The organism is Paenibacillus turpanensis (assembly GCF_011421635.1).
GTDB lineage: Bacteria > Bacillota > Bacilli > Paenibacillales > YIM-B00363 > Paenibacillus_AK > Paenibacillus_AK turpanensis.
In genome coordinates this window covers 37,417-60,132 of sequence record NZ_WTLI01000029.1, presented here as the reverse complement: position 1 = coordinate 60,132, position 22,716 = coordinate 37,417, and the positions used below count along the sequence as shown (strand labels likewise).

27 protein-coding genes and 1 other annotated feature are annotated in these 22,716 nt (G+C 50.8%); of the genes, 26 read left to right on the top strand and 1 reads right to left on the bottom strand.

What is annotated here, in order from left to right:
• The first annotated feature begins 378 nt into the window (after window positions 1-378).
• The 7 genes from GQS10_RS21305 (at window position 379) to pssA (ending at window position 8,361) form a co-directional block, all read left to right on the top strand.
• Window positions 379-840 (top strand): CtsR family transcriptional regulator, encoded by a 462-nt coding sequence (locus GQS10_RS21305; protein WP_166246056.1) that lies wholly within the window; start codon window positions 379-381, stop codon window positions 838-840.
• 12 nt (window positions 841-852) lie between these two features.
• Window positions 853-1,368 carry a protein-arginine kinase activator protein McsA gene (gene mcsA, locus GQS10_RS21300; protein ID WP_166246054.1) on the top strand — a complete coding sequence of 172 codons (516 nt, stop codon included), beginning with the start codon at window positions 853-855 and terminating at the stop codon, window positions 1,366-1,368.
• Between the two features lie 57 nt (window positions 1,369-1,425).
• On the top strand, window positions 1,426-2,448 hold the full coding sequence (mcsB, locus tag GQS10_RS21295; RefSeq protein WP_207952385.1) for a protein-arginine kinase McsB: 1,023 nt from the start codon (window positions 1,426-1,428) through the stop codon (window positions 2,446-2,448).
• 54 nt (window positions 2,449-2,502) lie between these two features.
• Window positions 2,503-4,938, top strand: coding sequence for an ATP-dependent protease ATP-binding subunit ClpC (gene clpC / locus GQS10_RS21290; protein ID WP_166246050.1), 2,436 nt, complete (start codon window positions 2,503-2,505; stop codon window positions 4,936-4,938).
• A gap of 139 nt (window positions 4,939-5,077) precedes the next feature.
• Window positions 5,078-6,460, top strand: coding sequence for a DNA repair protein RadA (radA, locus tag GQS10_RS21285; RefSeq protein WP_166246048.1), 1,383 nt, complete (start codon window positions 5,078-5,080; stop codon window positions 6,458-6,460).
• A gap of 61 nt (window positions 6,461-6,521) precedes the next feature.
• The gene (disA, locus tag GQS10_RS21280) at window positions 6,522-7,571 is read left to right on the top strand and encodes a DNA integrity scanning diadenylate cyclase DisA (protein WP_207952384.1); all 1,050 of its coding nucleotides are present in this window, start codon (window positions 6,522-6,524) and stop codon (window positions 7,569-7,571) included.
• 61 nt (window positions 7,572-7,632) lie between these two features.
• Window positions 7,633-8,361 (top strand): CDP-diacylglycerol--serine O-phosphatidyltransferase, encoded by a 729-nt coding sequence (pssA, locus tag GQS10_RS21275; protein ID WP_166246045.1) that lies wholly within the window; start codon window positions 7,633-7,635, stop codon window positions 8,359-8,361.
• A gap of 118 nt (window positions 8,362-8,479) precedes the next feature.
• On the opposite strand, the gene GQS10_RS21270 is transcribed toward pssA, so the two are convergent.
• A complete protein-coding gene (locus GQS10_RS21270; protein ID WP_166246043.1) occupies window positions 8,480-8,875 on the bottom strand; it encodes a nucleoside triphosphate pyrophosphohydrolase family protein in 396 nt (131 codons plus the stop codon).
• 248 nt (window positions 8,876-9,123) lie between these two features.
• Between GQS10_RS21270 and GQS10_RS21265 the strand changes: the two genes are divergently transcribed.
• From GQS10_RS21265 to GQS10_RS21175, 19 genes are all read left to right on the top strand, one after another.
• On the top strand, window positions 9,124-10,212 hold the full coding sequence (locus GQS10_RS21265) for a PIN/TRAM domain-containing protein (protein WP_166246041.1): 1,089 nt from the start codon (window positions 9,124-9,126) through the stop codon (window positions 10,210-10,212).
• Between the two features lie 62 nt (window positions 10,213-10,274).
• Window positions 10,275-10,976: a 2-C-methyl-D-erythritol 4-phosphate cytidylyltransferase gene (gene ispD, locus GQS10_RS21260; protein WP_166246039.1), complete on the top strand. Its 702-nt coding sequence runs from the start codon at window positions 10,275-10,277 to the stop codon at window positions 10,974-10,976.
• Window positions 10,973-11,455, top strand: a complete 483-nt coding sequence (gene ispF, locus GQS10_RS21255; RefSeq protein WP_166246037.1) for a 2-C-methyl-D-erythritol 2,4-cyclodiphosphate synthase — start codon at window positions 10,973-10,975, stop codon at window positions 11,453-11,455. Before ispD ends, ispF begins: the two co-directional genes overlap by 4 nt.
• A gap of 46 nt (window positions 11,456-11,501) precedes the next feature.
• Complete coding sequence (gene gltX, locus GQS10_RS21250) at window positions 11,502-12,959, top strand: glutamate--tRNA ligase (RefSeq protein ID WP_166246035.1); 1,458 nt, start codon at window positions 11,502-11,504, stop codon at window positions 12,957-12,959.
• A gap of 129 nt (window positions 12,960-13,088) precedes the next feature.
• Window positions 13,089-13,271, top strand: coding sequence for a hypothetical protein (locus tag GQS10_RS21245; RefSeq protein WP_166246033.1), 183 nt, complete (start codon window positions 13,089-13,091; stop codon window positions 13,269-13,271).
• Window positions 13,272-13,405: 134 nt separating this feature from the next.
• The gene (gene epsC, locus GQS10_RS21240; RefSeq protein WP_166246060.1) at window positions 13,406-14,113 is read left to right on the top strand and encodes a serine O-acetyltransferase EpsC; all 708 of its coding nucleotides are present in this window, start codon (window positions 13,406-13,408) and stop codon (window positions 14,111-14,113) included.
• Window positions 14,094-15,506 carry a cysteine--tRNA ligase gene (cysS, locus tag GQS10_RS21235; RefSeq protein WP_166246031.1) on the top strand — a complete coding sequence of 471 codons (1,413 nt, stop codon included), beginning with the start codon at window positions 14,094-14,096 and terminating at the stop codon, window positions 15,504-15,506. The genes epsC and cysS overlap by 20 nt, the downstream gene beginning before the upstream one ends.
• Before the next feature lie 7 nt (window positions 15,507-15,513).
• Complete coding sequence (locus tag GQS10_RS21230) at window positions 15,514-15,945, top strand: Mini-ribonuclease 3 (RefSeq protein ID WP_166246029.1); 432 nt, start codon at window positions 15,514-15,516, stop codon at window positions 15,943-15,945.
• Complete coding sequence (gene rlmB / locus GQS10_RS21225; protein WP_166246027.1) at window positions 15,929-16,735, top strand: 23S rRNA (guanosine(2251)-2'-O)-methyltransferase RlmB; 807 nt, start codon at window positions 15,929-15,931, stop codon at window positions 16,733-16,735. The genes GQS10_RS21230 and rlmB overlap by 17 nt, the downstream gene beginning before the upstream one ends.
• Window positions 16,720-17,232, top strand: coding sequence for an NYN domain-containing protein (locus GQS10_RS21220; RefSeq protein WP_166246025.1), 513 nt, complete (start codon window positions 16,720-16,722; stop codon window positions 17,230-17,232). Before rlmB ends, GQS10_RS21220 begins: the two co-directional genes overlap by 16 nt.
• Window positions 17,233-17,366: 134 nt before the next feature.
• The gene (gene sigH / locus GQS10_RS21215; protein WP_166246023.1) at window positions 17,367-18,035 is read left to right on the top strand and encodes an RNA polymerase sporulation sigma factor SigH; all 669 of its coding nucleotides are present in this window, start codon (window positions 17,367-17,369) and stop codon (window positions 18,033-18,035) included.
• Window positions 18,036-18,430: 395 nt separating this feature from the next.
• Window positions 18,431-18,580 (top strand): 50S ribosomal protein L33, encoded by a 150-nt coding sequence (gene rpmG / locus GQS10_RS21210; RefSeq protein WP_166246021.1) that lies wholly within the window; start codon window positions 18,431-18,433, stop codon window positions 18,578-18,580.
• A gap of 27 nt (window positions 18,581-18,607) precedes the next feature.
• The gene (secE, locus tag GQS10_RS21205) at window positions 18,608-18,823 is read left to right on the top strand and encodes a preprotein translocase subunit SecE (RefSeq protein ID WP_166246019.1); all 216 of its coding nucleotides are present in this window, start codon (window positions 18,608-18,610) and stop codon (window positions 18,821-18,823) included.
• 10 nt (window positions 18,824-18,833) lie between these two features.
• Window positions 18,834-19,370 carry a transcription termination/antitermination protein NusG gene (nusG, locus tag GQS10_RS21200; RefSeq protein ID WP_166246016.1) on the top strand — a complete coding sequence of 179 codons (537 nt, stop codon included), beginning with the start codon at window positions 18,834-18,836 and terminating at the stop codon, window positions 19,368-19,370.
• Window positions 19,371-19,441: 71 nt separating this feature from the next.
• Complete coding sequence (gene rplK, locus GQS10_RS21195; RefSeq protein ID WP_166246014.1) at window positions 19,442-19,867, top strand: 50S ribosomal protein L11; 426 nt, start codon at window positions 19,442-19,444, stop codon at window positions 19,865-19,867.
• An 84-nt stretch (window positions 19,868-19,951) separates the two neighbouring features.
• Window positions 19,952-20,644, top strand: a complete 693-nt coding sequence (gene rplA / locus GQS10_RS21190) for a 50S ribosomal protein L1 (RefSeq protein WP_166246012.1) — start codon at window positions 19,952-19,954, stop codon at window positions 20,642-20,644.
• A gap of 56 nt (window positions 20,645-20,700) precedes the next feature.
• Window positions 20,701-20,852: a sequence feature (ribosomal protein L10 leader region), on the top strand.
• Between the two features lie 44 nt (window positions 20,853-20,896).
• Window positions 20,897-21,400: a 50S ribosomal protein L10 gene (gene rplJ / locus GQS10_RS21185; RefSeq protein WP_166246010.1), complete on the top strand. Its 504-nt coding sequence runs from the start codon at window positions 20,897-20,899 to the stop codon at window positions 21,398-21,400.
• A gap of 43 nt (window positions 21,401-21,443) precedes the next feature.
• Entirely contained in the window at window positions 21,444-21,806 is a 363-nt protein-coding gene (gene rplL / locus GQS10_RS21180) for a 50S ribosomal protein L7/L12 (protein WP_166246008.1), read from the top strand.
• Window positions 21,807-21,903: 97 nt separating this feature from the next.
• Window positions 21,904-22,518, top strand: coding sequence for a class I SAM-dependent methyltransferase (locus GQS10_RS21175; protein ID WP_166246006.1), 615 nt, complete (start codon window positions 21,904-21,906; stop codon window positions 22,516-22,518).
• The last annotated feature ends 198 nt before the right edge of the window (window positions 22,519-22,716 follow it).

Sequence of the window (22,716 nt, the reverse complement as noted above, 5' to 3'; positions counted from 1 at the left end):
ACTAATCGGTCGAGGGCTTATCCAATAAACAAGTAACAAGCTTGCAAACACTCGTTAGATCGCATCCGGTTTTCAGGGAATGACCACACTTCGGTGTGGTTTTTTTGTTTTTAATCAATTTTATTATTCTGATATTTTGCTTATGACAAAGAAAAAGATTAGATCTATGAATAAAACAAATCGACCATACCGATAATGAATGACAACAGTACTTGGCAAATGAAAAAACATCCGCTATAATGTACTTAAAGTCAAAGATAGTCAAAGTCAACAGGTTGATTGTGTGAACTTTTCGCTTATAAATAAACGAAGAATCGATCAGTTACAACCGGATTTTGACTTCAAACATATGACTTACATTCCATGGAGGCACCATCCATGCGTAATATTTCGGACCTTATTGAACAATATCTGAAGAGTATATTGCAAAGCAGTCCCGATGGTTTTATCGAAATTCAACGCAACGAGCTGGCCGATAAATTTTCTTGCGTTCCATCGCAGATTAATTATGTGATCAGTACACGGTTTACGTTGGAGAAGGGCTATGTGGTGGAAAGCAAACGCGGAGGCGGCGGGTATATTCGAATCCAGAAGGTCTGTCTTTCGCCGCAAAATCCAATCCACAGTCTGCTCTCTCAATCGGTCGGCAGTGAACTGGACCAGACCTCTGCGGAAGGCCTTATTTATCAGCTTCAGGAAGCAACAGTCATATCCGAACGGGAAGCTGCGCTGCTTAAGGCTGCGATATCGAGGGATGTTTTGACACTAAAGCTTCCGTTGCGTGATGAAATCAGGGCTAAGCTGTTTAAAGCAATGCTGATTGCTTTGCTCAGTAAGTAAGGAGGGTTCGGCATGACTTGTCAAGAATGCGGAAAACGACCGGCAACACTTCATTTTACGAAGATTGTAAATGGGGAGAAATCAGAATTTCACTTTTGCGAAGCATGTGCAAGAGAAAAGGGGGAAATCATTCCGGGAACGCCGGGCGGATTTTCGATCCATAATCTTTTGTCAGGAATTCTGGAACTCGACCCGAACGGAGGTTCGAAGTCGGCAAAGCCGACCCAAACCCTCCGTTGTGAGCATTGCGGATTAACGTACTCCCAATTCAGCAAGCTGGGCCGGTTTGGCTGCAGCGATTGCTATCGGCATTTTTCCGAACGGCTTGATCCACTTCTTCGACGCGTGCATGGTAATACGGTACACATCGGTAAAGTTCCCGAACGGACCGGTGAGACCATTCAGCTGAAGCGCCGCATCGAAAGCCTAAAGCAGGAGCTGCAAACTCTGATTACAAGTGAGGAGTTTGAGCAGGCTGCTGGGGTTCGGGATCAAATACGTGAACTGGAAAAGAAGATAACCGGATAAAGGGGGTGTACGGAAGTGACGAAGAAACAGTTTACTCAGGAGGCTTTGTGCGAGTGGATGAAGGGCGAAGGCCCGGAATCGGATATTGTAATTAGCAGCAGAATACGAATAGCGCGGAATTTGTGTACCCATCCTTTCCCGATGCTGGCTACGAACCAACAATCGTTGGAAGTGCTCGATCAGGTGAAGGAAATGTACAACGAATCGGAGCTTAACAACATTGGACAGTTTGAACTGCTTGTCTTAAACGAGCTAAGCGAGCTGGAGAAGAGAGTGCTTGTGGAAAAGCACTTGATTAGTCCGGGCTTGGCGAATGAGTCACGCAACGGGGCTGTTCTTCTCAGCGAAAACGAATCCTTGAGCATTATGGTGAATGAAGAAGACCACTTCCGCATCCAATGTCTTTATCCCGGCTTCCAGTTGGGCACGACTTGGGAAATGGCCAACCGCGTTGACGATATTTTCGAACACCATTTAGATTACGCATTTGATGAAAAAAAAGGTTACCTTACCAGCTGCCCGACAAATGTAGGGACGGGAATACGGGCATCGGTAATGATGCATCTGCCGGCTCTCGTTTTGACGCAGCAGATGAACCGGATTTTAACGGCGATCACTCAAGTAGGTCTTGCCGTACGGGGGATCTATGGAGAGGGCAGCGAAGCTACGGGAAACATTTTTCAGGTCTCCAATCAAATAACTTTGGGTCAATCCGAGCAAGAAATTATTGATAATCTGCACAGTGTAGCCAAGCAAATTATTGACCATGAGCGAGCTGCTCGGGAAAAGCTGATGCAGGATTCGAAGACGCGAATTATCGATCGGGTGAAAAGATCTTACGGGATTCTAAAGCATGCAGCCATTATGGATTCCAAGGAAGCGGCCCAGCGACTTTCGGATATAAGGCTTGGTATTGACCTTTCAATCATAAACGATGTCAATACGAATACAATGAATGAACTTATGGTTATGACCCAGCCGGGATTTTTACAACAACATTTTAAAACCAAGCTCTCTCCGGATGACCGGGACTTATGCAGAGCTCAGCTCATTCGCGAAAAATTAAACGAAGGGGCTTGAACAATTTACCAACCGCAATTTTTGTTGATATAATTATTTTTGGAGGTGTTGTTTATGATGTTTGGCAGATTTACGGAACGCGCCCAAAAGGTTCTGGCGCTTGCACAAGAAGAAGCAGTACGGCTTGGGCATAACAACATTGGTACCGAACATATTTTGCTCGGCTTGATCCGCGAAGGAGAAGGCATCGCGGCGAAAGCGCTGGTAGCGCTGGGACTCGGTCTTGAGAAAATTCAAGACGAGGTGGAATCCCTTATCGGCCGCGGTCAGGAACAGCCTACAAACATCGCATACACACCGCGTGCCAAAAAGGTAATCGAGCTGTCCATGGACGAAGCCCGCAAGCTGGGACATACGTACGTGGGTACCGAGCATATCCTGCTGGGTCTGATCCGCGAAGGAGAAGGCGTGGCGGCACGTGTTTTGAATAATCTTGGCATCAGCTTAAATAAAGCGCGCCAGCAGGTGCTTCAGCTGCTTGGAAGCAACGAGGCGGTATCCTCGAGCAGCGGTCCGCAGGCGAACGTGAATACGCCGACGCTGGACGGTCTGGCACGCGATTTGACGGCGGCTGCCCGCGAAGGAAACCTTGATCCGGTAATCGGCCGCTCGAAGGAAATTGAGCGTGTCATTCAGGTTCTGAGCCGCAGAACGAAGAACAATCCGGTCTTGATCGGTGAGCCGGGCGTCGGTAAGACGGCCATCGCTGAAGGACTTGCGCAAAAAATTGTAAATAACGAAATCCCGGAAACTCTCCGCGACAAGCGCGTCATGACGCTCGATATGGGCTCTGTCGTGGCAGGTACGAAGTACCGCGGTGAATTCGAGGATCGCTTGAAGAAGATCATGGATGAAATTCGTCAAGCAGGCAACATCATCATCTTTATCGATGAGCTGCATACCTTGATCGGTGCCGGCGGTGCGGAAGGCGCGATTGACGCTTCGAATATTTTGAAGCCGGCCTTGGCCCGCGGCGAGCTGCAGTGTATCGGTGCAACGACACTGGACGAATACCGCAAATATATCGAAAAAGACGCTGCCCTCGAGCGCAGATTCCAGCCGATTACGGTGGATCAGCCGACGGTAGAGGAAGCGATTCTGATTCTTCACGGGCTGCGCGACCGTTACGAAGCGCACCACCGCGTGAAAATCAACGACGATGCGATTGAAGCGGCGGTTAAGCTTTCCGACCGTTATATTCCGGATCGTTTCCTTCCGGATAAAGCGATTGACCTTATTGATGAAGCGAGCTCCAAGGTTCGCTTAAATACCTTTACCGTTCCGCCGAATCTGAAGCAGCTGGAAAGCCGCTTGGAGGATGTGCGGAAGGAGAAGGATGCGGCAGTACAAAGCCAGGAATTCGAAAAGGCGGCATCCCTGCGCGATTCCGAGCAGAAGATTCGCGAGGAGCTCGAATCCACGAAGAATGAGTGGAAAGAGAAGCAGGGCCGTACGGACTCTGAGGTGACTCCAGACGACATCGCACAGATCGTAGCGAGCTGGACCGGTATTCCGGTGCGCAAGCTGGCAGAAGAAGAATCTGAGCGTCTGCTTCGCATGGAAGGCATCCTTCATGAGCGCGTCATCGGTCAGGATGAAGCGGTTAAGTCGGTGGCTCGTGCGATTCGCCGTTCCCGAGCAGGCTTAAAGGATCCGAAGCGCCCGATGGGCTCCTTCATTTTCCTGGGACCGACAGGGGTAGGTAAGACGGAGCTTGCGCGTGCTCTTGCCGAGTCGATGTTCGGCGATGAAAATGCGGTTATCCGCATCGACATGTCCGAGTACATGGAGAAGCATTCGACGTCCCGTCTGATCGGGGCGCCTCCGGGATACGTGGGATATGAAGAAGGCGGCCAGCTGACCGAAAAGGTTCGCCGTAAGCCTTACTCCGTCGTCCTGCTCGACGAAATTGAGAAGGCGCATCCGGAAGTATTCAACATCCTTCTGCAGGTGCTGGAGGATGGACGACTAACCGATTCGAAAGGCCGTACGGTTGACTTCCGCAATACGCTGATCATTATGACTTCCAACGTCGGCGCGGATGCAATCAAGAAAGCGACGCTTGGCTTCACGCTTGCGGAAGATCAAGCAAAGCATGATTTCAGCGCGATGAAGGATAAGGTCATGGCGGAGCTGAAGAAAAGCTTCCGTCCGGAGTTCCTGAACCGGATCGACGAAACGATTGTGTTCCATTCCCTCGAGAAGGAGCATATCCGTCAAATCGTTAGCTTAATGTCCGAGGAGCTGCGCAAACGTCTGAAGGAGCAAGAGGTTGATTTTGAATTGACCGAACCGGCAATGGATTTCTTGGCGAAGGAAGGCTTCGACCCGGCTTATGGTGCGAGACCTCTGCGCAGAGCAATCCAAAAGCACATCGAGGACCGGTTGTCCGAGGAGCTGCTCCGCGGTACGATCTCCAAGGGAGACCATCTCACTATAGATGTGGAAAACGGCGAGCTCGTTGTGCGCAATAAAGTAAAACAGAAGTAACCTGTGAGTAGTGCCACAGAACACAGCATAAGCGTCCGTTCCGTCTCTTAAAGAGGCGGAACGGATTTTTTGTTTCTCCGGGCAGGTAAACATGGTAAACTTAACATAAGTCAACAAATGCGGAAAAGGGTTTGGGGTCATGGCGAAAACAAAAACAAAATTTTGCTGTCAGGAATGCGGGTATGATTCTCCACGCTGGATGGGAAAGTGTCCGGGCTGCGGGGAATGGAATACGATGGTCGAGGAGCTCGAGCGTTCGGAAGTTAAGACACGCGGCATTTCTACGGCATTCGGGGGCATCGCGGCGGCCTCGAAGGAGAAGGCCGTTCCGATTGTCCGGGTAGACAGTACGGCGGCGCCGCGAGTCACAACCGGTATGAATGAGCTGAATCGGGTGCTTGGCGGGGGTCTTGTGCCTGGTTCCTTGATTCTCGTCGGAGGCGACCCAGGGATCGGCAAATCGACGCTGCTGCTGCAGTCCTCGTTTTCGCTTGCTTCTCAAGGGTTAAAGGTGCTGTACATTTCTGGTGAGGAATCGGTTCGCCAGACGAAGTTAAGAGCAGACCGCTTAAACGCATTGTCCGAACAATTGTTCGTATTATGTGAAACGAACCTTGATCATATTGACGAGGCGTTGGAGCAGGTGAAGCCGGATTTTCTGGTCATCGACTCGATCCAGACGGTATACCATCCACAGGTTGCTTCGGCACCGGGAAGTGTTGCGCAAGTTCGCGAATGCACCAGTCATTTTATGCGTATAAGTAAAATGAGAGGCATTGCCACCGTGCTGGTCGGTCACGTTACGAAAGAGGGAGCGATTGCCGGCCCTAGGCTGCTCGAGCATATGGTCGATTGTGTGCTCTATTTCGAGGGAGAACGGCATCATGCTTACCGGATGCTGCGAGCGGTCAAAAACCGTTTCGGTTCCACCAATGAAATTGGCATCTTCGAAATGAACGAGGACGGCTTGAAGGAAGTGGCCAATCCGTCGGAGCTCTTCCTATCAGAGCGTCCGAAGGGTGCCTCCGGTTCTACAGTGGTAGCAAGTGTGGAAGGGACGCGCCCGGTGTTAGTGGAGCTGCAGGCGCTTGTAGCGGCGACAGGCTTCCCGTCTCCGAGACGGATGGCAACCGGCGTTGATTATAACCGCTTGTCTTTAATTATTGCGGTGCTGGAAAAACGCATGGGGATGATGCTGCAAACGCAGGACGCCTACATCAACGTTGCCGGCGGCGTAAAACTGGATGAGCCTGCCGTGGATTTGGCGATCGCCATTAGCATTGTTTCCAGCTTCCGGGACCGGCCTTTGCGTCCGGAGGATGTCGTATTTGGCGAAATTGGCTTAACCGGGGAAGTGCGGGCCGTTTCTCGGGTGGATCAACGAGTGAAGGAAGCGCAGAAGCTGGGCTTCAAACGTGTTATCATGCCGCAAAAAAGCATGAAGGGCTGGAACCCGCCTAAAGGAATTGAAATTATAGGAGTAGATACAGTGGCGGAAGCATTAGCGGCTGCTTTTGAATAATGTGGGGATGAAAGAAACAAGGGGGTCAACAAGGGTGACAGAGGACCAGAATGAAGGAATAATGAGTCAGTTACTGCAATTGGTGGCGCCGGGTACTGCGTTTCGGGAAGGCTTGGAGAATGTACTGCGGGCGAAAACCGGCGGTTTGATTGTGGTCGGTTACAGCCCGGAGGTCATGGAAATTGTAGACGGCGGTTTTGCCATTAATTGTGATTTCTCGCCCAATTACTTGTATGAGCTGGCAAAGATGGACGGCGCAATCATTTTGAGCGAGGATATCAAAAGAATTCTTTACGCGAACACGCAGTTAATTCCCGATTCTTCCATCACTTCGATCGAAACGGGGATTCGGCACCGGACGGCGGAGCGGGTGGCCAAACAGACCGGAAAGCTTGTCGTATCCATCTCTCAGAGAAGGAACGTCATCACGCTGTACCAAGGAAACCTGCGTTATGCGCTGAAGGACATTGGCGTCATACTGACAAAAGCCAATCAGGCATTGCAGACGCTGGAAAAATACAAGGTTGTATTGGACCAGGCGTTTACCAATTTAAGTGCGGCGGAATTCGAGGAGCAGGTAACCCTGCATGATGTCACCAATGTCATTCAGCGCATTGAAATGGTATTGAGGGTTAAGTCGGAAATTAACAAGTATATCAATGAGCTGGGAACGGAAGGGCGCCTCATTTCGATGCAGGTCGAGGAGCTGGTGGGCAATACGGAGGAAGAAGCCGCGCTTCTGCTGAAGGATTACTGCCGCGATTCCCATGATGAGAAGGTCAGGGATATTGACCACTCCCTCAAACGTCTTTCTTCCGATGAGCTGTTGGAGCCTCATCATATCGTTCGATTGATCGGCTACCCTTATAACAATGCAGCGCTGGAAGAGCAGGTTTCACCGCGGGGATATCGGATTCTGAACAAAATCCCGCGTCTTCCTACCGTTATTATAACCAATCTGGTGGAACAATTTATGCACCTCCCGCACATTATGATGGCAACAATTGAAGAGCTTGACGAGGTGGATGGAATTGGCGAAGTACGGGCCCGTACGATAAAGGAAGGGCTGAAGCGGATTCAGGAACAAGTTCTTATTGACAGACATATTTAGATGCCCTAGAATGGGTAATTGACTCGCATACAGGGAATAGTAAGGACAGAGGTGGATGCAAATGATCGCTAAATCGCTACCCAGCGTCTTTACGGTCGGCAACCTGTTTCTCGGCATTATTTCGATCATCTTGGTGTTTAATGGGAACCCGGAAATGGCTGCCATCATGGTGATTGTAGCAATGCTGTTAGACGGCCTTGACGGCCGCGTCGCGCGCGCGCTCAATGCGCAAAGTGAATTTGGCAAGGAGCTGGACTCGTTATCCGACGTCATCTCGTTTGGCGTGGCGCCGGCGTTTATTATGTATGTTGTATCGTTTCAGGATTTGCAGTATGCGGCAGTAAGCTGGATTGTTACCGCGATTTTTCCGATTTGCGGAGCGCTTCGACTGGCGAGATTTAATGTTATCGCAGGAGTGCCCGGCTATTTCGTGGGCTTGCCGATTCCGGCAGCAGGCGGTGTACTTTGTACGTTAGCGCTGTTCCACAAGGACATTCCTACGTGGGGACTAATGCTCAGCACAATCGCTCTGTCGTATTTGATGGTCAGCAACATCCGGTACCCGAACTTCAAGAAATTCGGTCTGTCGAAGAAAGCACTTTGGATTACGCCGATCGTGGTTATTGTAGCAGTAGCACTAGCAATTATGTTCCCTGGATTGTCCAAGCTGATTTTCGTTCCGTTGGTCATCTACGCATTATGGGGCCTAAAAAAAAACGTTAACCTAATGGCACGATTTGCTACCCGTCGTCAGCGCCGTGATCGTTCTTCACAGCGCAAGACTTTATAGTGTTTCTTGAAATTATTAACTTCATATTTGGTAAAATAAAAAGCATTTATTTTCCGGCCTGCAGAGGGCGAGGGAATAAATGCTTTTTTTCTTGCGGAAAAGATATCGGCAGCGGCAGTTACGTCATTTTGAAAAAGCCAAGGGTCGAGCATTTGTCCGCTTCTTCGGCAACCACTTCATCCAGTTGAATGTTAAGCAAGTTGCAAAGCGAGGTCATATAAAACAAATTTTTTCCGAGTTCATTCTTAATGGTGTCAACACAATGCTCACATAGATCGCCGGTAACATGCGTATTCGTAACCGTTTTCAAATCGTCGCCATTGAGCGTTACATCGTATTTCTGGCGGTGTGCGTTAATGCTGATGCACCCGCATTCGGTGACCGCCTTGGTAACGCTGCGGTTAACCGTCGCATTGGATTGCTGAAACTTGGACATCACATCGAGCAGACTGCGGTGACGGAGTAGCAGATCTTCCACTTGGGACTGAAATTCCGTTAAAGATGGCTTGCTCATGATTCCACCTCGCGATCACTTTGAATGTTCGGTATCCCCATTATAGTCGTCCTACAAAAATAGTGTCAATGTCGCCTGCTTATCCCTAACGGTAAAGGGGAAAATTGATTTCCATAAAAAAATTGGCTCCACAAGATTAGTGTTTGCACGTTTGGAACATACTGGGAGTATGGAATCACGTTTTACGTCTCATTGAACCATTTTCTCATCAACTTTTTTAGGTGTGTGAAAGCAGGGGGTATAATAACATGGTCAGGAAAATGATGCAGTTATGTTTGACAATTGTTGGGGGGGTACTCGGTTACCGAGTAGGCATCCCGGGCGAAATGCCGGCGATGAACTCCTTCCAAACCGTAGGAGGAACGGAGCTTATTCCAGGTCAGCCTTATTGGTTTGCGGCTGCTGGTGCGGTCATCGGGTATGTGGTGGCTAGAACAGCGGGGGATTACAGCCTTCGCAAGCTGCATCAGAGCGAGGATCGAATTATTCGGCTGCCTGTGGCCGATCTCGCTGCAGGAATTACAGGAATGATTATCGGCTTGGTCATCGCGGCGCTTCTGTACCCGGCTGCTGCCAGCATCGGCGGAATGGGGACGGCTGTACCGACTCTGCTTACGCTGGTACTCGGGTATCTTGGTTTCCGAATCGGATCCCGAAAAAAGGAAGAGGTCGGCGCTCTCATTACCGCATTCCGCAAAGGGCCGGTGGAAGAGCATGTGCATCGTGTGGAGGAGCATAAAATCCTCGATACAAGCGTTATTATTGACGGGCGTATTGCCGATATTTGCAAAACAGGCTTTATTGAAGGGACGCTCGTTATTCCGGAGTTCGTTCTGGAAGAGCTGCAGCATATTGCCGATTCTTCCGATCTGTTGAAGCGTAATCGAGGCCGGCGCGGACTCGATATTTTAAATAAGATTCAAAAAGAGCTTGAAGTAAAGGTACTGATTTATGAAGGAGATTTTGAAGACATTTCCGAGGTCGACAGCAAGCTGGTGAAGCTGGCCAAGGTGCTGCATGGAAAAGTGGTTACCAACGACTTTAACTTGAACAAGGTTTGCGAGCTGCAGGGTGTTTCGGTATTAAACATCAATGATTTGGCGAATGCGGTGAAACCGGTTGTGCTTCCGGGTGAGGAAATCTTCGTTCAAGTGATCAAGGATGGCAAGGAGCATGGTCAAGGAGTTGCTTATCTTGACGACGGCACTATGATTGTGGTCGAGGGCGGCCGCGATCATATCGGTTCGAACCTAGAGGTGCTTGTGACGAGCGTGCTGCAAACGTCGGCAGGACGAATGATTTTTGCCAAACCGAAATTGTTGGAAAAAGCCCAGTAAAACGTTTATCATAGAGTACGGATTGCTTCAACCATATTTCCGTAATTTAGGAGAAGCGAATAATGGGAAAAACGGTGGCGGTTGTTGTTGCCGCAGGCCGCGGCTCACGAATGGGGACCGCGGAAAGCAAGCAGTACTTGCTTCTGCAGGGAAAGCCGATTCTGGTCTGGACGCTGCAGGCGTTGGCGGCTATACATAGGATTGATGAGATCGTGCTCGTCACCGGAGCGGACGATGTTCAGCGCTGTGAAGCGCTTGTCCAGCAATACGGCTTGGCCGGACAAGTCTCCCGGATTGTCCCTGGGGGATCGGAGCGGCAGCACAGCGTTCTGGAAGGCTTGAAGGTATGCCGGGAGCGGGATGCGGATTGGGTGCTCGTGCACGACGGCGTGCGGCCGTTTATCGACGCGGGGCAAATGGACGCGTTGATGGCGGAAGCAGAGAAGAGCGGGGCGGCCGTGCTTGCGGTGCCCGTGAAGGATACGATCAAGGTGGTTGGGGCGTCGGGAGACATTACGTCGACGCCGGACCGCCGCAGCCTGTGGGCGATTCATACGCCCCAGGCTTTTCGCTTTTCTTTGTTGTGGAAGGCGAACGAGGCCGCTGTACGTGACGGGTTTCTTGGCACGGACGATGCCTCGCTTGTGGAACGGCTGGGGGTCTCTGTGCGTGTAGCGGAGGGCTCCTACCGCAATATTAAAATAACGACGCCTGAAGACCTGGAATGGGCGGATTGGTTTATCGGGCGGGGGGAGAACGTATGATCCGGATCGGACAAGGATTTGACGTGCATCAGCTGACGGAAGGCCGGAAGTGCATTATCGGCGGCGTGGAAATTCCGTATGAGAAGGGCCTGCTTGGTCATTCCGACGCGGATGTGCTGCTGCATGCTGTTGCCGACGCGGTGCTGGGGGCGCTGGCCATGGGGGATATCGGCAAGCATTTTCCAGACACGGACCCGGCGTTTAAGGATGCCGACAGCGTTAAGCTGCTGAAGCATGTATGGGGACTCGCCAAGGCCAAGGGCTATAAGCTTGGCAATGCGGATTGCACCATTATTGCGGAACGGCCGAAGATGGCGCCTTACATTCCGCAAATGGTGGAATGTATTGCAGCGGCGCTTGACGGGGAGCCGTCTCAAGTCAATGTGAAGGCGACAACCTCGGAGAAGCTTGGCTTCACGGGGCGTGGAGAAGGGATTGCCGCGATGGCTGTTGTTTGCCTCGTGAAGGATATGCTATGATTTTGCCATTATAGGGAGCAGGAGCTTGAAAGGAGCTTAACAATTCATGTCTGAGCAGGTAAGAGTGCGCTATGCGCCAAGTCCGACAGGGCATTTACATATCGGGAATGCAAGAACGGCATTATTCAATTATTTGTTTGCGAAAAATCAAGGCGGCAAATTTATTGTCCGCATTGAAGATACCGATTTGAAGCGTAATGTAGCGGGCGGGGAAGAAAATCAATTCACATTCATGAAATGGCTCGGCATCGAATGGGATGAAAGTGTGGACTTGGACGGCGGCTTCGGGCCTTATCGGCAAACCGAGCGTCTGCATATTTACGGTCCGCTCACAGAGCAGCTCATTGCAGAGGGCCGCGCTTACCGCTGCTACTGCACCGAGGAGGAGCTTGAGAAGGAGCGGGAGGAGCAGACGAACCGAGGCGAAACCCCGCGTTATTCCGGACGCTGCGCAAACCTGACGGACGAACAGCGCGCTGCGTTTGAGGCAGAGGGCCGCGTGCCGAGTGTGCGCTTCCGGGTTCCTGCTGGCCGTACGTACACCTTCAACGACATGGTGAAGGGGCAGATCAGCTTCGAATCGAGTGAAATCGGTGATTTCGTTATCGTGAAGAAGGATGGCATTCCGACGTATAACTACGCTGTGGCGATCGACGATCACTATATGGCGATTTCTCATGTACTGCGCGGAGAGGATCATATCTCCAACACGCCGCGCCAGCTGATGGTATACGAAGCGTTTGGGTGGACGCCGCCGACGTTCGGGCATATGACGCTGATCGTCAATGAGAACCGTAAGAAGCTGAGCAAACGTGACGAATCGATCATTCAGTTTATCGAGCAGTATCACGATCTCGGGTATTTGCCGGAGGCGCTTTTTAACTTCATTACCCTGCTCGGCTGGTCGCCGGAAGGGGAAAACGAAATTTACAGCCGCGAGGAACTGATTGAGGTGTTCCATGCGGACCGCCTTTCGCGCAGCCCTGCGGTCTTTGATACCGCGAAGCTGCAGTGGATGAACTCGCACTATATGAAGAAAGCGGAGCTTACCCGGGTAGTCGACCTGGCGCTGCCGCATCTGCAGAAGGCAGGGCGCCTTCCTGAGGCGCTCAGCGAAGAGCAGCGCGCATGGGCGACGGAGCTGATCGCGCTGCATCAGGAGAAGCTGTCCTACGCGGCGGAAATCGTGCCGCTGACGGAGCTCTTCTTCCGCGCCGATCTGGTGCTCGAAGAAGAGGCGGCGACTGTGCTCGGCGAGGAGCAGGTGCCGACGGTGCTGGCGAGCTTCCGCGCACAGGTGGAGGCGGCGGCCGAGCTGACGCCTGAAGCGGTAGGCGCGATGCTGAAGGCCGTGCAGAAGGAGACCGGCTTCAAGGGCAAGCAGCTGTTTATGCCGGTGCGTGCCGCTTTGACGGGGCAAACGCACGGTCCTGACCTTAACCGCACGGTTGCCCTGCTAGGGAAACAGCAGGTGCTGGATCGTCTCACTGCGCGTCTGGCGTAAAGGCAGAAAAAATTTAATATCTCCCGCGAAGCTGCTGCCTGAATCGGTTGCCAGTAAACGGGGATTCGGCTATACTTGTAACAAATTCATGTAAACATTTTGGATTGCGTTGACCGGGAGAAGTACCTTATGCAGGGAATTTCAGAGAGGGGTGCCATGCACGTTCGTTCCGTTGTGCAGGGCTGGAAGCACCCTATTCCAGTGAAGGGAAATGCGCCCGTGAGCAGTGCGGGGAAAGAAGAGGTCGCTAGCAAGGCTATCGAGCCGATCAGCAAGCGCCACGTAAACCGCACCGGCTGGCTGCCGTTATGAGCCGTCGAGAGGAGCTGCAATTGCTGCAGCTCAAGCAGAGTGGGACCGCGCATAAGCGTCTCTGCAGCCTATTGAAGGCTGTAGAGGCGCTTTTTTTGCATGGCTTGGGCATACCGGGAGGGGGGCGAGGTTGTATGTTCCGGTTATTGGAAACAATGAAATCCGACATCCGTGCGGTGTTCGACAATGACCCGGCGGCGCGCAGTACATTTGAGGTGGTTTTTACATACTCAGGGCTGCATGCCATTTGGTCGCATCGGCTGGCACATTGGTTTTATCACAAAAGGCTGTTTACCCTCGCGAGAGCAGTGTCACAGGTAAGCCGGTTTTTTACCGGTATTGAAATACACCCTGGGGCCCGGATCGGCCAAAGGCTATTTATCGATCACGGCATGGGAGTGGTCATCGGCGAAACATGTGAAATCGGCAACGATGTCATTTTGTATCAAGGCGTTACGTTAGGCGGTACGGGCAAAGAGAAGGGGAAACGGCACCCGACCATCGGCAATAATGTGGTGGTGTCCTCCGGGGCTAAGGTGCTTGGCTCGTTTACCGTTGGGGATAACTCGAATATCGGTGCGAATGCGGTTGTCTTGCGGGAAGTGCCTCCTAACAGCACGGTGGTTGGTATCCCGGGGAAAATCGTCAAGCAGAACGGAGTGAGGGTCAACCGGCTGGCGCACGGAGATTTGCCGGATCCGGTTATCGATATTTGCAAGCAAATGCAGCAGCAGATCGACGAATTAAAGCTGGAGCTGGAACGGCTTCGGTCCGAGGGGACCGCTAAGCCTTCAGACGGTGAGGAAGAAGGTGCTCAGAAGAATGTCGTTAAAAATCTATAACACGGTCACGAAAGCGAAGGAACCATTTGAACCGATCGAAGCGGGGAAGGTCAGCATGTACGTATGCGGCCCGACGGTATATGACTATATCCACATTGGCAACGCCCGTCCGCTGATCGTCTTTGATATGGTGCGCAAATATTTGGAGCAGCTTCGCTACGAGGTCAAGTATGTCGTCAATTTTACCGATGTCGACGACAAAATGATCAAAAAAGCGGAAAGCGCCGGAATCACGGTCGATGAAGTCGGCGAGACCTATGTCAAAGCCTTCTATGAGGATACGGCACTTCTCGGGGTGGACCCGGCGACCATTCATCCGCGTGTAACGGAAAATATCCCTGAGATTATCGGATTCATTCAAGAGCTTGTGGATAAAGGCTTTGCGTATGCAAACGGCGGCGACGTTTACTTCCGCACAGCGGAATTCAAGGAATACGGGAAAATATCGCATCAAAACATCCAGGAGCTGCAATTCGGGATTCGGGTTGAGGTGGATGAGCGGAAGGAAAATCCGCAGGATTTCGTGCTTTGGAAGGGTGCGAAGCCGGGCGAGCCGAAATGGGAAAGTCCATGGGGAGATGGCCGTCCGGGCTGGCATATTGAATGCTCGGCAATGGCGCGCAAATATTTGGGAGAGACGATCGATATCCATGGGGGCGGACAAGATTTGCAGTTCCCGCACCATGAGTGCGAGGTGGCGCAGTCCGAGGCGAACCACGGACAGCCGATGTCGCGGTACTGGATGCATAATGGATACTTGAACATTGACGGGGAAAAAATGTCGAAGTCGCTGGCCAACGGCATCCAGGTACGGGAAATTATGAAGCAGGTGACGCCGCAGACGATGCGTTACTTTATGCTTTCGACGCAATACCGCAATCCGCTTAACTTTGACGGCGAGGCGCTTGAGCAGAGCAAGAGAGGCGTGGAGCGTTTGCAGAACAGCTTCACCAATGTTCGCGACCGCCTATCCAAGCTAGAAGAGGGCGCAGCCGGCGATGGGGAAGCGGATGCTCAGCTTGCGCAGCGTTTGGAAGCGATTCGCAAGCTTTACCACGATAAAATGCAGGATGACTTTAATACGCCGGACGCGATTACGGCGATGTTCGAATTGGTGAGCGAAGCGAACTTGTACATTCAACGGGAGCGGGTTAGCCGGAATGCTCTGGAACAATTACTGGAGCATTTTCAGGAAATGAACGCAGTTTTGGGTATCCTATCGGAAGAACAGGATGAGCTGCTGGATGATGAGATCGAGCGTCTGATTGCGGAGCGTGTGGAAGCGCGTAAAAACAAGCAGTGGGCTCGTGCCGATGAAATCCGCGATCTGCTGTCCGCCCAAGGCATTCTCTTAGAGGATACACCGCAGGGGATTCGCTGGAAAAGGAAGTGATCAAAGGATGGAGCTAACGACGCTTTTTCCTCATCAGCCCTCGAAGGATCCGGGACTGCTGCATCCGCTGGCGCTTGCGTACTTGGGTGACGCGGTATACGAGGTGTTTGTCCGGCAATATTTAATTTCAAGGCCGAACAATAAACCGAATCATATGCACCGGGAGGCGACGTCCTTTGTCTCGGCAAAGGCGCAATGCCGTTCGATCGAAGCGCTCATGCCGATGCTGTCGGAAGAGGAAATCGATATTTATAAAAGAGGAAGGAACGCCAAATCCGCCACCTCCCCCAAAAATACCGACGTTGTGGTCTATCGGATCAGCACGGGCTTTGAATGCCTGATCGGTTATTTGTACTTGCGCGGCCGCTGGGACCGGCTAAGGGAGCTGATGGAATGGACGATCGGCGAGAAAGGAATGAATCATGGAACGGAATCATGAACATGATGAAGAATTTGTAGCAGGGAAGCATCCCGTGATGGAAGCATTGCGTTCCGGACGTTCGGTAAACAAAATTTGGGTGGCCGATCAAGGCGGCGGCGGGAAACCGGGCGGCGCCACACCTATCATCGCGGAAGCGAAGAAGCTGGGCGTGCTCGTGCAGTTTGTGGATAAGCGTAAGCTGGATTCGCTGGTGCCCGGTGTGCAGCATCAAGGCGTAGTAGCTCAGGTTGCTCCCTACGCTTACGCTGAGCTTGATCAGATTGTCGCGGCGGCGCGCGCGGAAGGTCAGACTCCTTTCCTGCTCATTTTGGATGAAATCGAGGACCCGCATAATTTAGGCTCGATTTTGCGGACTGCGGACTGCACCGGCGTCCACGGGGTTATTATTCCGAAGCGCAGATCGGTCGGGGTGACTGTAACGGTATCCAAAATTTCGGCGGGAGCGGCAGCTTATGTTCCCGTTGCGAAGGTGACGAATATCGCACAGACGATTGAGGAGCTGAAGGAACAGGGCTTTTGGGTTGCGGGTACCGATGTCACGGCAAAGCAATCGGTTCACCAAGCGGATTTTACGATGCCGCTAGCACTTGTCATTGGAAATGAGCATAAAGGCGTTTCCCGTCTCGTTCGGGACAAATGCGATTTTCTGGTGAAGCTGCCTATGGTCGGGCATGTCGACTCCTTGAATGCGTCGGTTGCGGCCGGCGTGTTAATGTATGAAGTGCTGCGCCAGCGCCAAGCGGGTCAAGCCGCAGCAACCGGGGCCGGCGCATGGAACAAATCTTAATTGTTGACGGATATAATATAATCGGGGCTTGGCCCGAGCTGAGAAAGCTTCGGGATACTTCGCTGGAAGAGGCGAGAGTGAAGCTGATCGGGATGATGACGGATTACCAAGCTTATAAGGGCAGCCGGGTATACATTGTGTTCGATGCTTACAAAGTCCCGGGTCTTGGAGGCAAGGAAACCTCGGGGGCTGTTTCGATTCGGTATACGAAGGAAAACGAGAGTGCCGACGAGCTGGTGGAACGGCTTGTCGGCGAGCTTTCCGGCCGACGAAAGCAAGTCTATGTCGCTACCTCCGATTCGGTAGAACAGCATGTTTCGTTCGGAAAAGGAGCTCTGAGACTATCCGCGAGAGAGCTAGCGATAGAAATTGAGATTATTCGCAAGGAAATTCGGACGCAAATTTCTGCCAAGGACAAGCCGATGCGAAATTCGCTTGATAACGCGCTAAATAAGGATATCAAGCTGATTTTTGAACGTTGGCGCAGGGAAAAATAATGTCGAATACTTGGTAATCGACATGAAAGCTAACCTTCCAAACGGTTGACGATAATCAGGGGGCTCATGTATACTAAGTCTATCTTTTGCTTGGTGTATAAAGGATTTTTGCCTGGCAACCGGAGGGGAACACAGTGAGTGTCGATCTCAATGAACTTAGAACACGCGAGTATGACCTCAAAACTGATGAAGACATTGTCGAAGCCGTCCGGGCAGGCGAAAGCGAAGCGCTGGAATACTTGATCAACAAGTATCGGAACTTCGTCCGCGCCAAGGCCCGTTCCTATTTTTTGATCGGGGCGGACCGTGAAGACATCGTGCAAGAAGGGATGATCGGTCTCTATAAGTCGATCCGGGATTTTCGGGGGGACAAGCTGGCGTCGTTTAAGGCGTTCGCCGAGCTTTGCATAACGAGGCAGATTATTACAGCTATCAAAACGGCAACACGTCAAAAGCATATTCCGTTAAATTCCTATGTTTCGTTGGACAAGCCGATCTACGACGAGGATTCCGACAGGACGCTGCTTGATGTTATTTGCGGCTCGCGAGTGACCGATCCGGAAGAGCTCATCATTAACCAAGAGGAATTCAGCGGCTTGGAAGATAAGATGAGTGAAATTTTAAGCGATCTGGAACGCCGCGTGCTGATGCTGTACCTGGATGGACGGTCTTATCAGGAAATTGCGGTCGATTTGGACAGGCACGTGAAATCGATAGATAACGCATTGCAGCGCGTGAAGCGAAAGCTGGAACGTTATTTGGAAGTGCGTGATGCCGGAGTAAGCGGCAGCGGGAAAGAATAAGGTTTTGCACTCATTGGCATCCGGTTGGATGTCTTTTTTTATGGTTTGAGCGCGGAAAAGTTCACAGTTCTGCATGAATGTGGGTTTACGTGTGAATGATTTTGTTGGACTGTTGATTTTCACCTTTTTACGGAATGAATTGGAGTGCTTAGCCGGAATAAAGGTTTAAGCGATGGGGCATTGGAACATACTGGTTACCGTAATGGGTCGTAGGCGGGCAAGAGACAGGAAATAAACGGCTGTGCGCGCGGCTCCCTCGTTGATTTTGTTGACAACGGTCTCTGGCGTGTGGTAATCTGTTCGGGTAGCGCTTTTTGTGCGTTGTCTTTTTTTTGCTCACAATTTATGATACAGGGAGCTACGGCCATAAGGCTGCAACAGGGAGGTGTCGTGAAATGCGGGTCATCATCACGTTAGCTTGCACGAACTGCAAACAGCGGAATTATACGACCATGAAAAACAAGCGGAATAACCCTGACCGCATCGAGTTGAAGAAGTTTTGCCGTTTCTGCAACTCGTACCATCCTCATCGCGAGACGCGGTAGGGCACCTGAAGCCATGGAGGTGTAGTTGTGGCGTTCTTAGCGAGAATTAAACAAAGTTTCGGACAGACGTTTTCCTTTTTTGCGGACAGTATCGCCGAGTTGAAGAAGGTTAAGTGGCCTACACGTAAAGAGCTGACAAGCTATACGATTGTGGTTATTGTTACCGTTCTAATCATCGCGGTGTATTTTACTGTTCTTGATCTAGGGATCTCGAACTTGCTCCGTCTCGTATTCGAGGGGTAGAATGGAGACTATGGAGAAAAGATGGTATGTCGTTCATACGTACTCGGGTTATGAGAACAAGGTCAAAGCGAATTTGGAAAAGCGCGTCGAATCCATGGGAATGAATGACAAGATATTCCGGGTGCTTGTGCCGACGGAAGACGAAATCGTCAACAAAGACGGTAAGAAGAAAACCGTTACGCGCAAGGTTTATCCTGGGTATGTGCTTGTCGAAATGATTCAAACGGACGATTCGTGGTATGTAGTGCGTAATACGCCGGGGGTAACCGGATTTGTCGGTTCGACAGGTTCTGGCTCCAAGCCGACTCCGCTGCTGCCCGAAGAAGCTGAATCGATCATGAAGCTCATGGGTCTAGATGAAGCTCCAAAGGCTGTCATCGAATTCGACCTGAAAGAGTCCGTGCGCGTAAAGGTTGGGCCTTTTGCGAACTTTATCGGTACGATCGAAGAGATCCTGCCTGAGAAGAGCAAGGTAAAGGTTCATGTCAATATGTTTGGCCGTGAAACACCGGTTGAGCTTGACTTTACGCAAGTGGAAAAGGTGTGACGTACTGGATAAATTCAGTACTCGCCTAATCGGCAGCTGCCGATGTATATTACATCAAGGAGGTGTCATACATGGCTAAAAAGGTTATTAAAATGGTGAAGCTTCAAGTTCCTGCCGGTAAAGCGAACCCAGCTCCGCCGATCGGTCCGGCTCTTGGTCAAGCGGGTGTTAACATCATGGCATTCTGTAAAGAATTCAACGCTCGTACGCAAGATCAAGCAGGTCTGATCATTCCGGTTGTGATCTCCGTATTTGAAGACCGTTCTTTCACGTTCGAAACCAAAACGCCTCCTGCTGCCGTTCTTTTGCGCGTTGCTGCAAAAGTCGAGAAGGGGTCGGGTGAACCGAACAAGAAGAAAGTTGCTACACTGAAGCGTGACAAAGTACGTGAAATCGCTGAGCAAAAAATGCCTGACTTGAACGCAGCTTCTGTTGAAGCAGCTATGCGCATGGTTGAAGGTACTGCTCGCAGCATGGGCATCACGATCGTTGACTAATGGTCGTTTGTTACGTGTGAGCGCAAGCTCGCCAGTCGTGGGAGGATAATCCGTTAGAACCACATAAGGAGGATATTAAACATCATGGCAAAACATGGTAAGAAGTACCAAGAAGCTGTAAAGCTGCTTGAGCAGGATACGGCTTACGAGCCGGCGCAAGCGATTGAGCTCGTGAAGAAAATGTCGACTGCAAAGTTCGACGAAACTGTAGAAGTTGCAGTTCGTTTGGGCGTTGACCCTCGTAAGCAAGACCAGAACGTTCGTGGTGTCGTTGTACTTCCACACGGAACTGGTAAAACTAAGCGCGTCCTCGTATTCGCAAAAGGCGACAAAGCGAAGGAAGCGGAAGCGGCTGGCGCTGATTTTGTCGGCGATCAGGACCTTATCAACAAAATCCAGCAAGGCTGGTTCGATTTCGACGTCTGTGTGGCTACGCCGGACATGATGGGCGAAGTTGGTAAGCTGGGCCGTATTCTCGGTGGTAAAGGCCTTATGCCGAACCCGAAAGCGGGCACAGTTACTCTTGACGTGACGAAAGCCATTCAAGAAATCAAAGCTGGTAAAATCGAATACCGTCTGGACAAAGCAGGTCAAATTCACGCGCCAATCGGCAAAGTGTCTTTCGACAACGAGAAGCTTGCTGAAAACTTCAAAGCTCTTGTTGACGCGTTGAACCGTGCGAAGCCAGCGGCTGCAAAAGGCGTTTATCTGAAGAACATCTCCGTTTCCTCTACAATGGGACCGGGTGTTGCTGTAAACACTGCAACATTCAGATAAAAGTTGCCAATTGACTTGATGCTTACCCCTGTGGTAAGGTGTCAAGGTGATTAATTTGAAATGAATATTCCGAACCGTAGACAGCAGGGGCCGACGGGGCTTAATGATCCTGCCGAGGTGATCCGATATATAATGACGTTAGCATCTAATGTTGCGCCATTTGAACTAGGAGCCTTCGCGTCTGCGCGAAGGCTTTCGTGTTGTCTACGACCGGCTCGGATATATGGCAATTCGTGAACAGGAGGTGCACCAATGGCAAACCAAAGAATTCTCGAAGAAAAGCAACAGGTTGTTTCCGAAGTGAAATCGAAGCTGACTGAATATAGCTGCACTGTAGTGGCAGACTACCGCGGTCTTTCCGTTGCGCAAGTTACGGAACTTCGTAAGAGACTTCGTGAAGCAGGTGTAGAATTCCAAGTCATTAAGAATACGCTTGTTCGCCGTGCTACGGCTGAAGCGGAATTGACTGAGTTGGATGAGCATTTGACAGGACCTACTGCTTACGCGTTCAGCAAAGAGGATTTGATCGCTCCGGCGAAAATCTTGACGGAATTTGCGAAGAAGAACGATGCGTTGAAAGTAAAAGGCGGTATCGTAGAAGGTCGCGTAGTTGGCTTTGATCAAATCAAAGCGCTGGCAGATCTACCTTCCCGCGAAGGTCTTCTCTCCATGCTCCTCAGCGTGCTTCAAGCGCCGGTTCGCAACTTCGCGCTTGCAGTTAAAGCAGTATCGGAAAAGAAAGAAGCAGAAGCTTAAAATTAGTTAAAAAAAATACAAAATACGTATGCGGAGGTTTACCATGAGCAAAGAGCAAATTCTTGAAGCCATTAAAGGTATGACCGTTCTTGAACTGAACGATCTTGTTAAAGCAATCGAAGAGGAATTCGGCGTAACAGCAGCAGCTCCAGTAGCAGTTATGGGCGGCGCAGCAGCAGCAGAAGTAGAAGAGCAATCCGAATTCGACGTAATCTTGACAAACGCTGGCGCGTCCAAGATCAACGTAATCAAAGTTGTTCGCGAAATCACAGGTCTTGGCCTGAAAGAAGCGAAGGACCTGGTTGACAACGCACCAAAGCCAATCAAAGAAAAGATCTCCAAGGAAGACGCGGAGAAGATCAAAGGTCAGCTTGAAGAAGCTGGCGCAGCTGTAGAAGTGAAGTAATGACGAACATCCCCTTGGAGAGCTTCTCCAAGGGGGTGATCTTTTTGTAGCGAAAGAACGAATTACGGCGAATGCTGTCACCGGAGGGCATAGAACAATGTCGGAGCACTATTATTCGGAGCAACCGCAAACGGCACATGACTTGAAGAAACATGAGGAAAAATTGCGCGGCCGCACCTTTCATTTTTGGACGGATGCTGGCGTGTTTTCTAAAGAGGGAGTCGATTTTGGCAGCAGGCTGTTGATCGATACCATGACGGTGACGGATACTGACCATATCCTTGACGTAGGCTGCGGCTATGGGCCAATCGGATTAAGTGCGGCAGTACAAGCATCAAGCGGATGGGTTACCATGGTTGATGTAAATGAACGAGCGATAGGCTTGGCCAAACGGAATGCTGAGGAGAACGGCATTCGAAACGTAACGATTATGCAGAGTGACTTATATGGAGCGATTGAAGAATCACAAAAGTTCAGTTTGATTGTTTCGAATCCGCCGATCCGTGCGGGAAAATCCGTTGTGCACGCTGTTTTCGAAGGTGCTGCACCGCGGCTGAAGCCGGGTGGCACGCTATGGATCGTGATTCAAAAGAAACAAGGGGCTCCGTCGGCGGTAACGAAGCTGGAATCACTATTTGAAGAAGTGGAGATCGCTGCGAGAGACCGGGGCTATTGGATTATCAAGGCGTCTCAGCCCATAGTAATGGCCTAGTTTTCTTCTGCTGCGTAATGTTGGATGGATTGGTGTTGACTTCAATATTTCGTTGTGATATTATTAAATAATGTCAGAATTAGACTAGGATAAATGTCTTTAGTTTGCTAAAATGTCAATACTTTTTTAGAGTGTTGTGCATAATTTTTTTGAAAACGACGTATAATGTGTAGATTTTGGGCAAATCTAGAGTCGTAC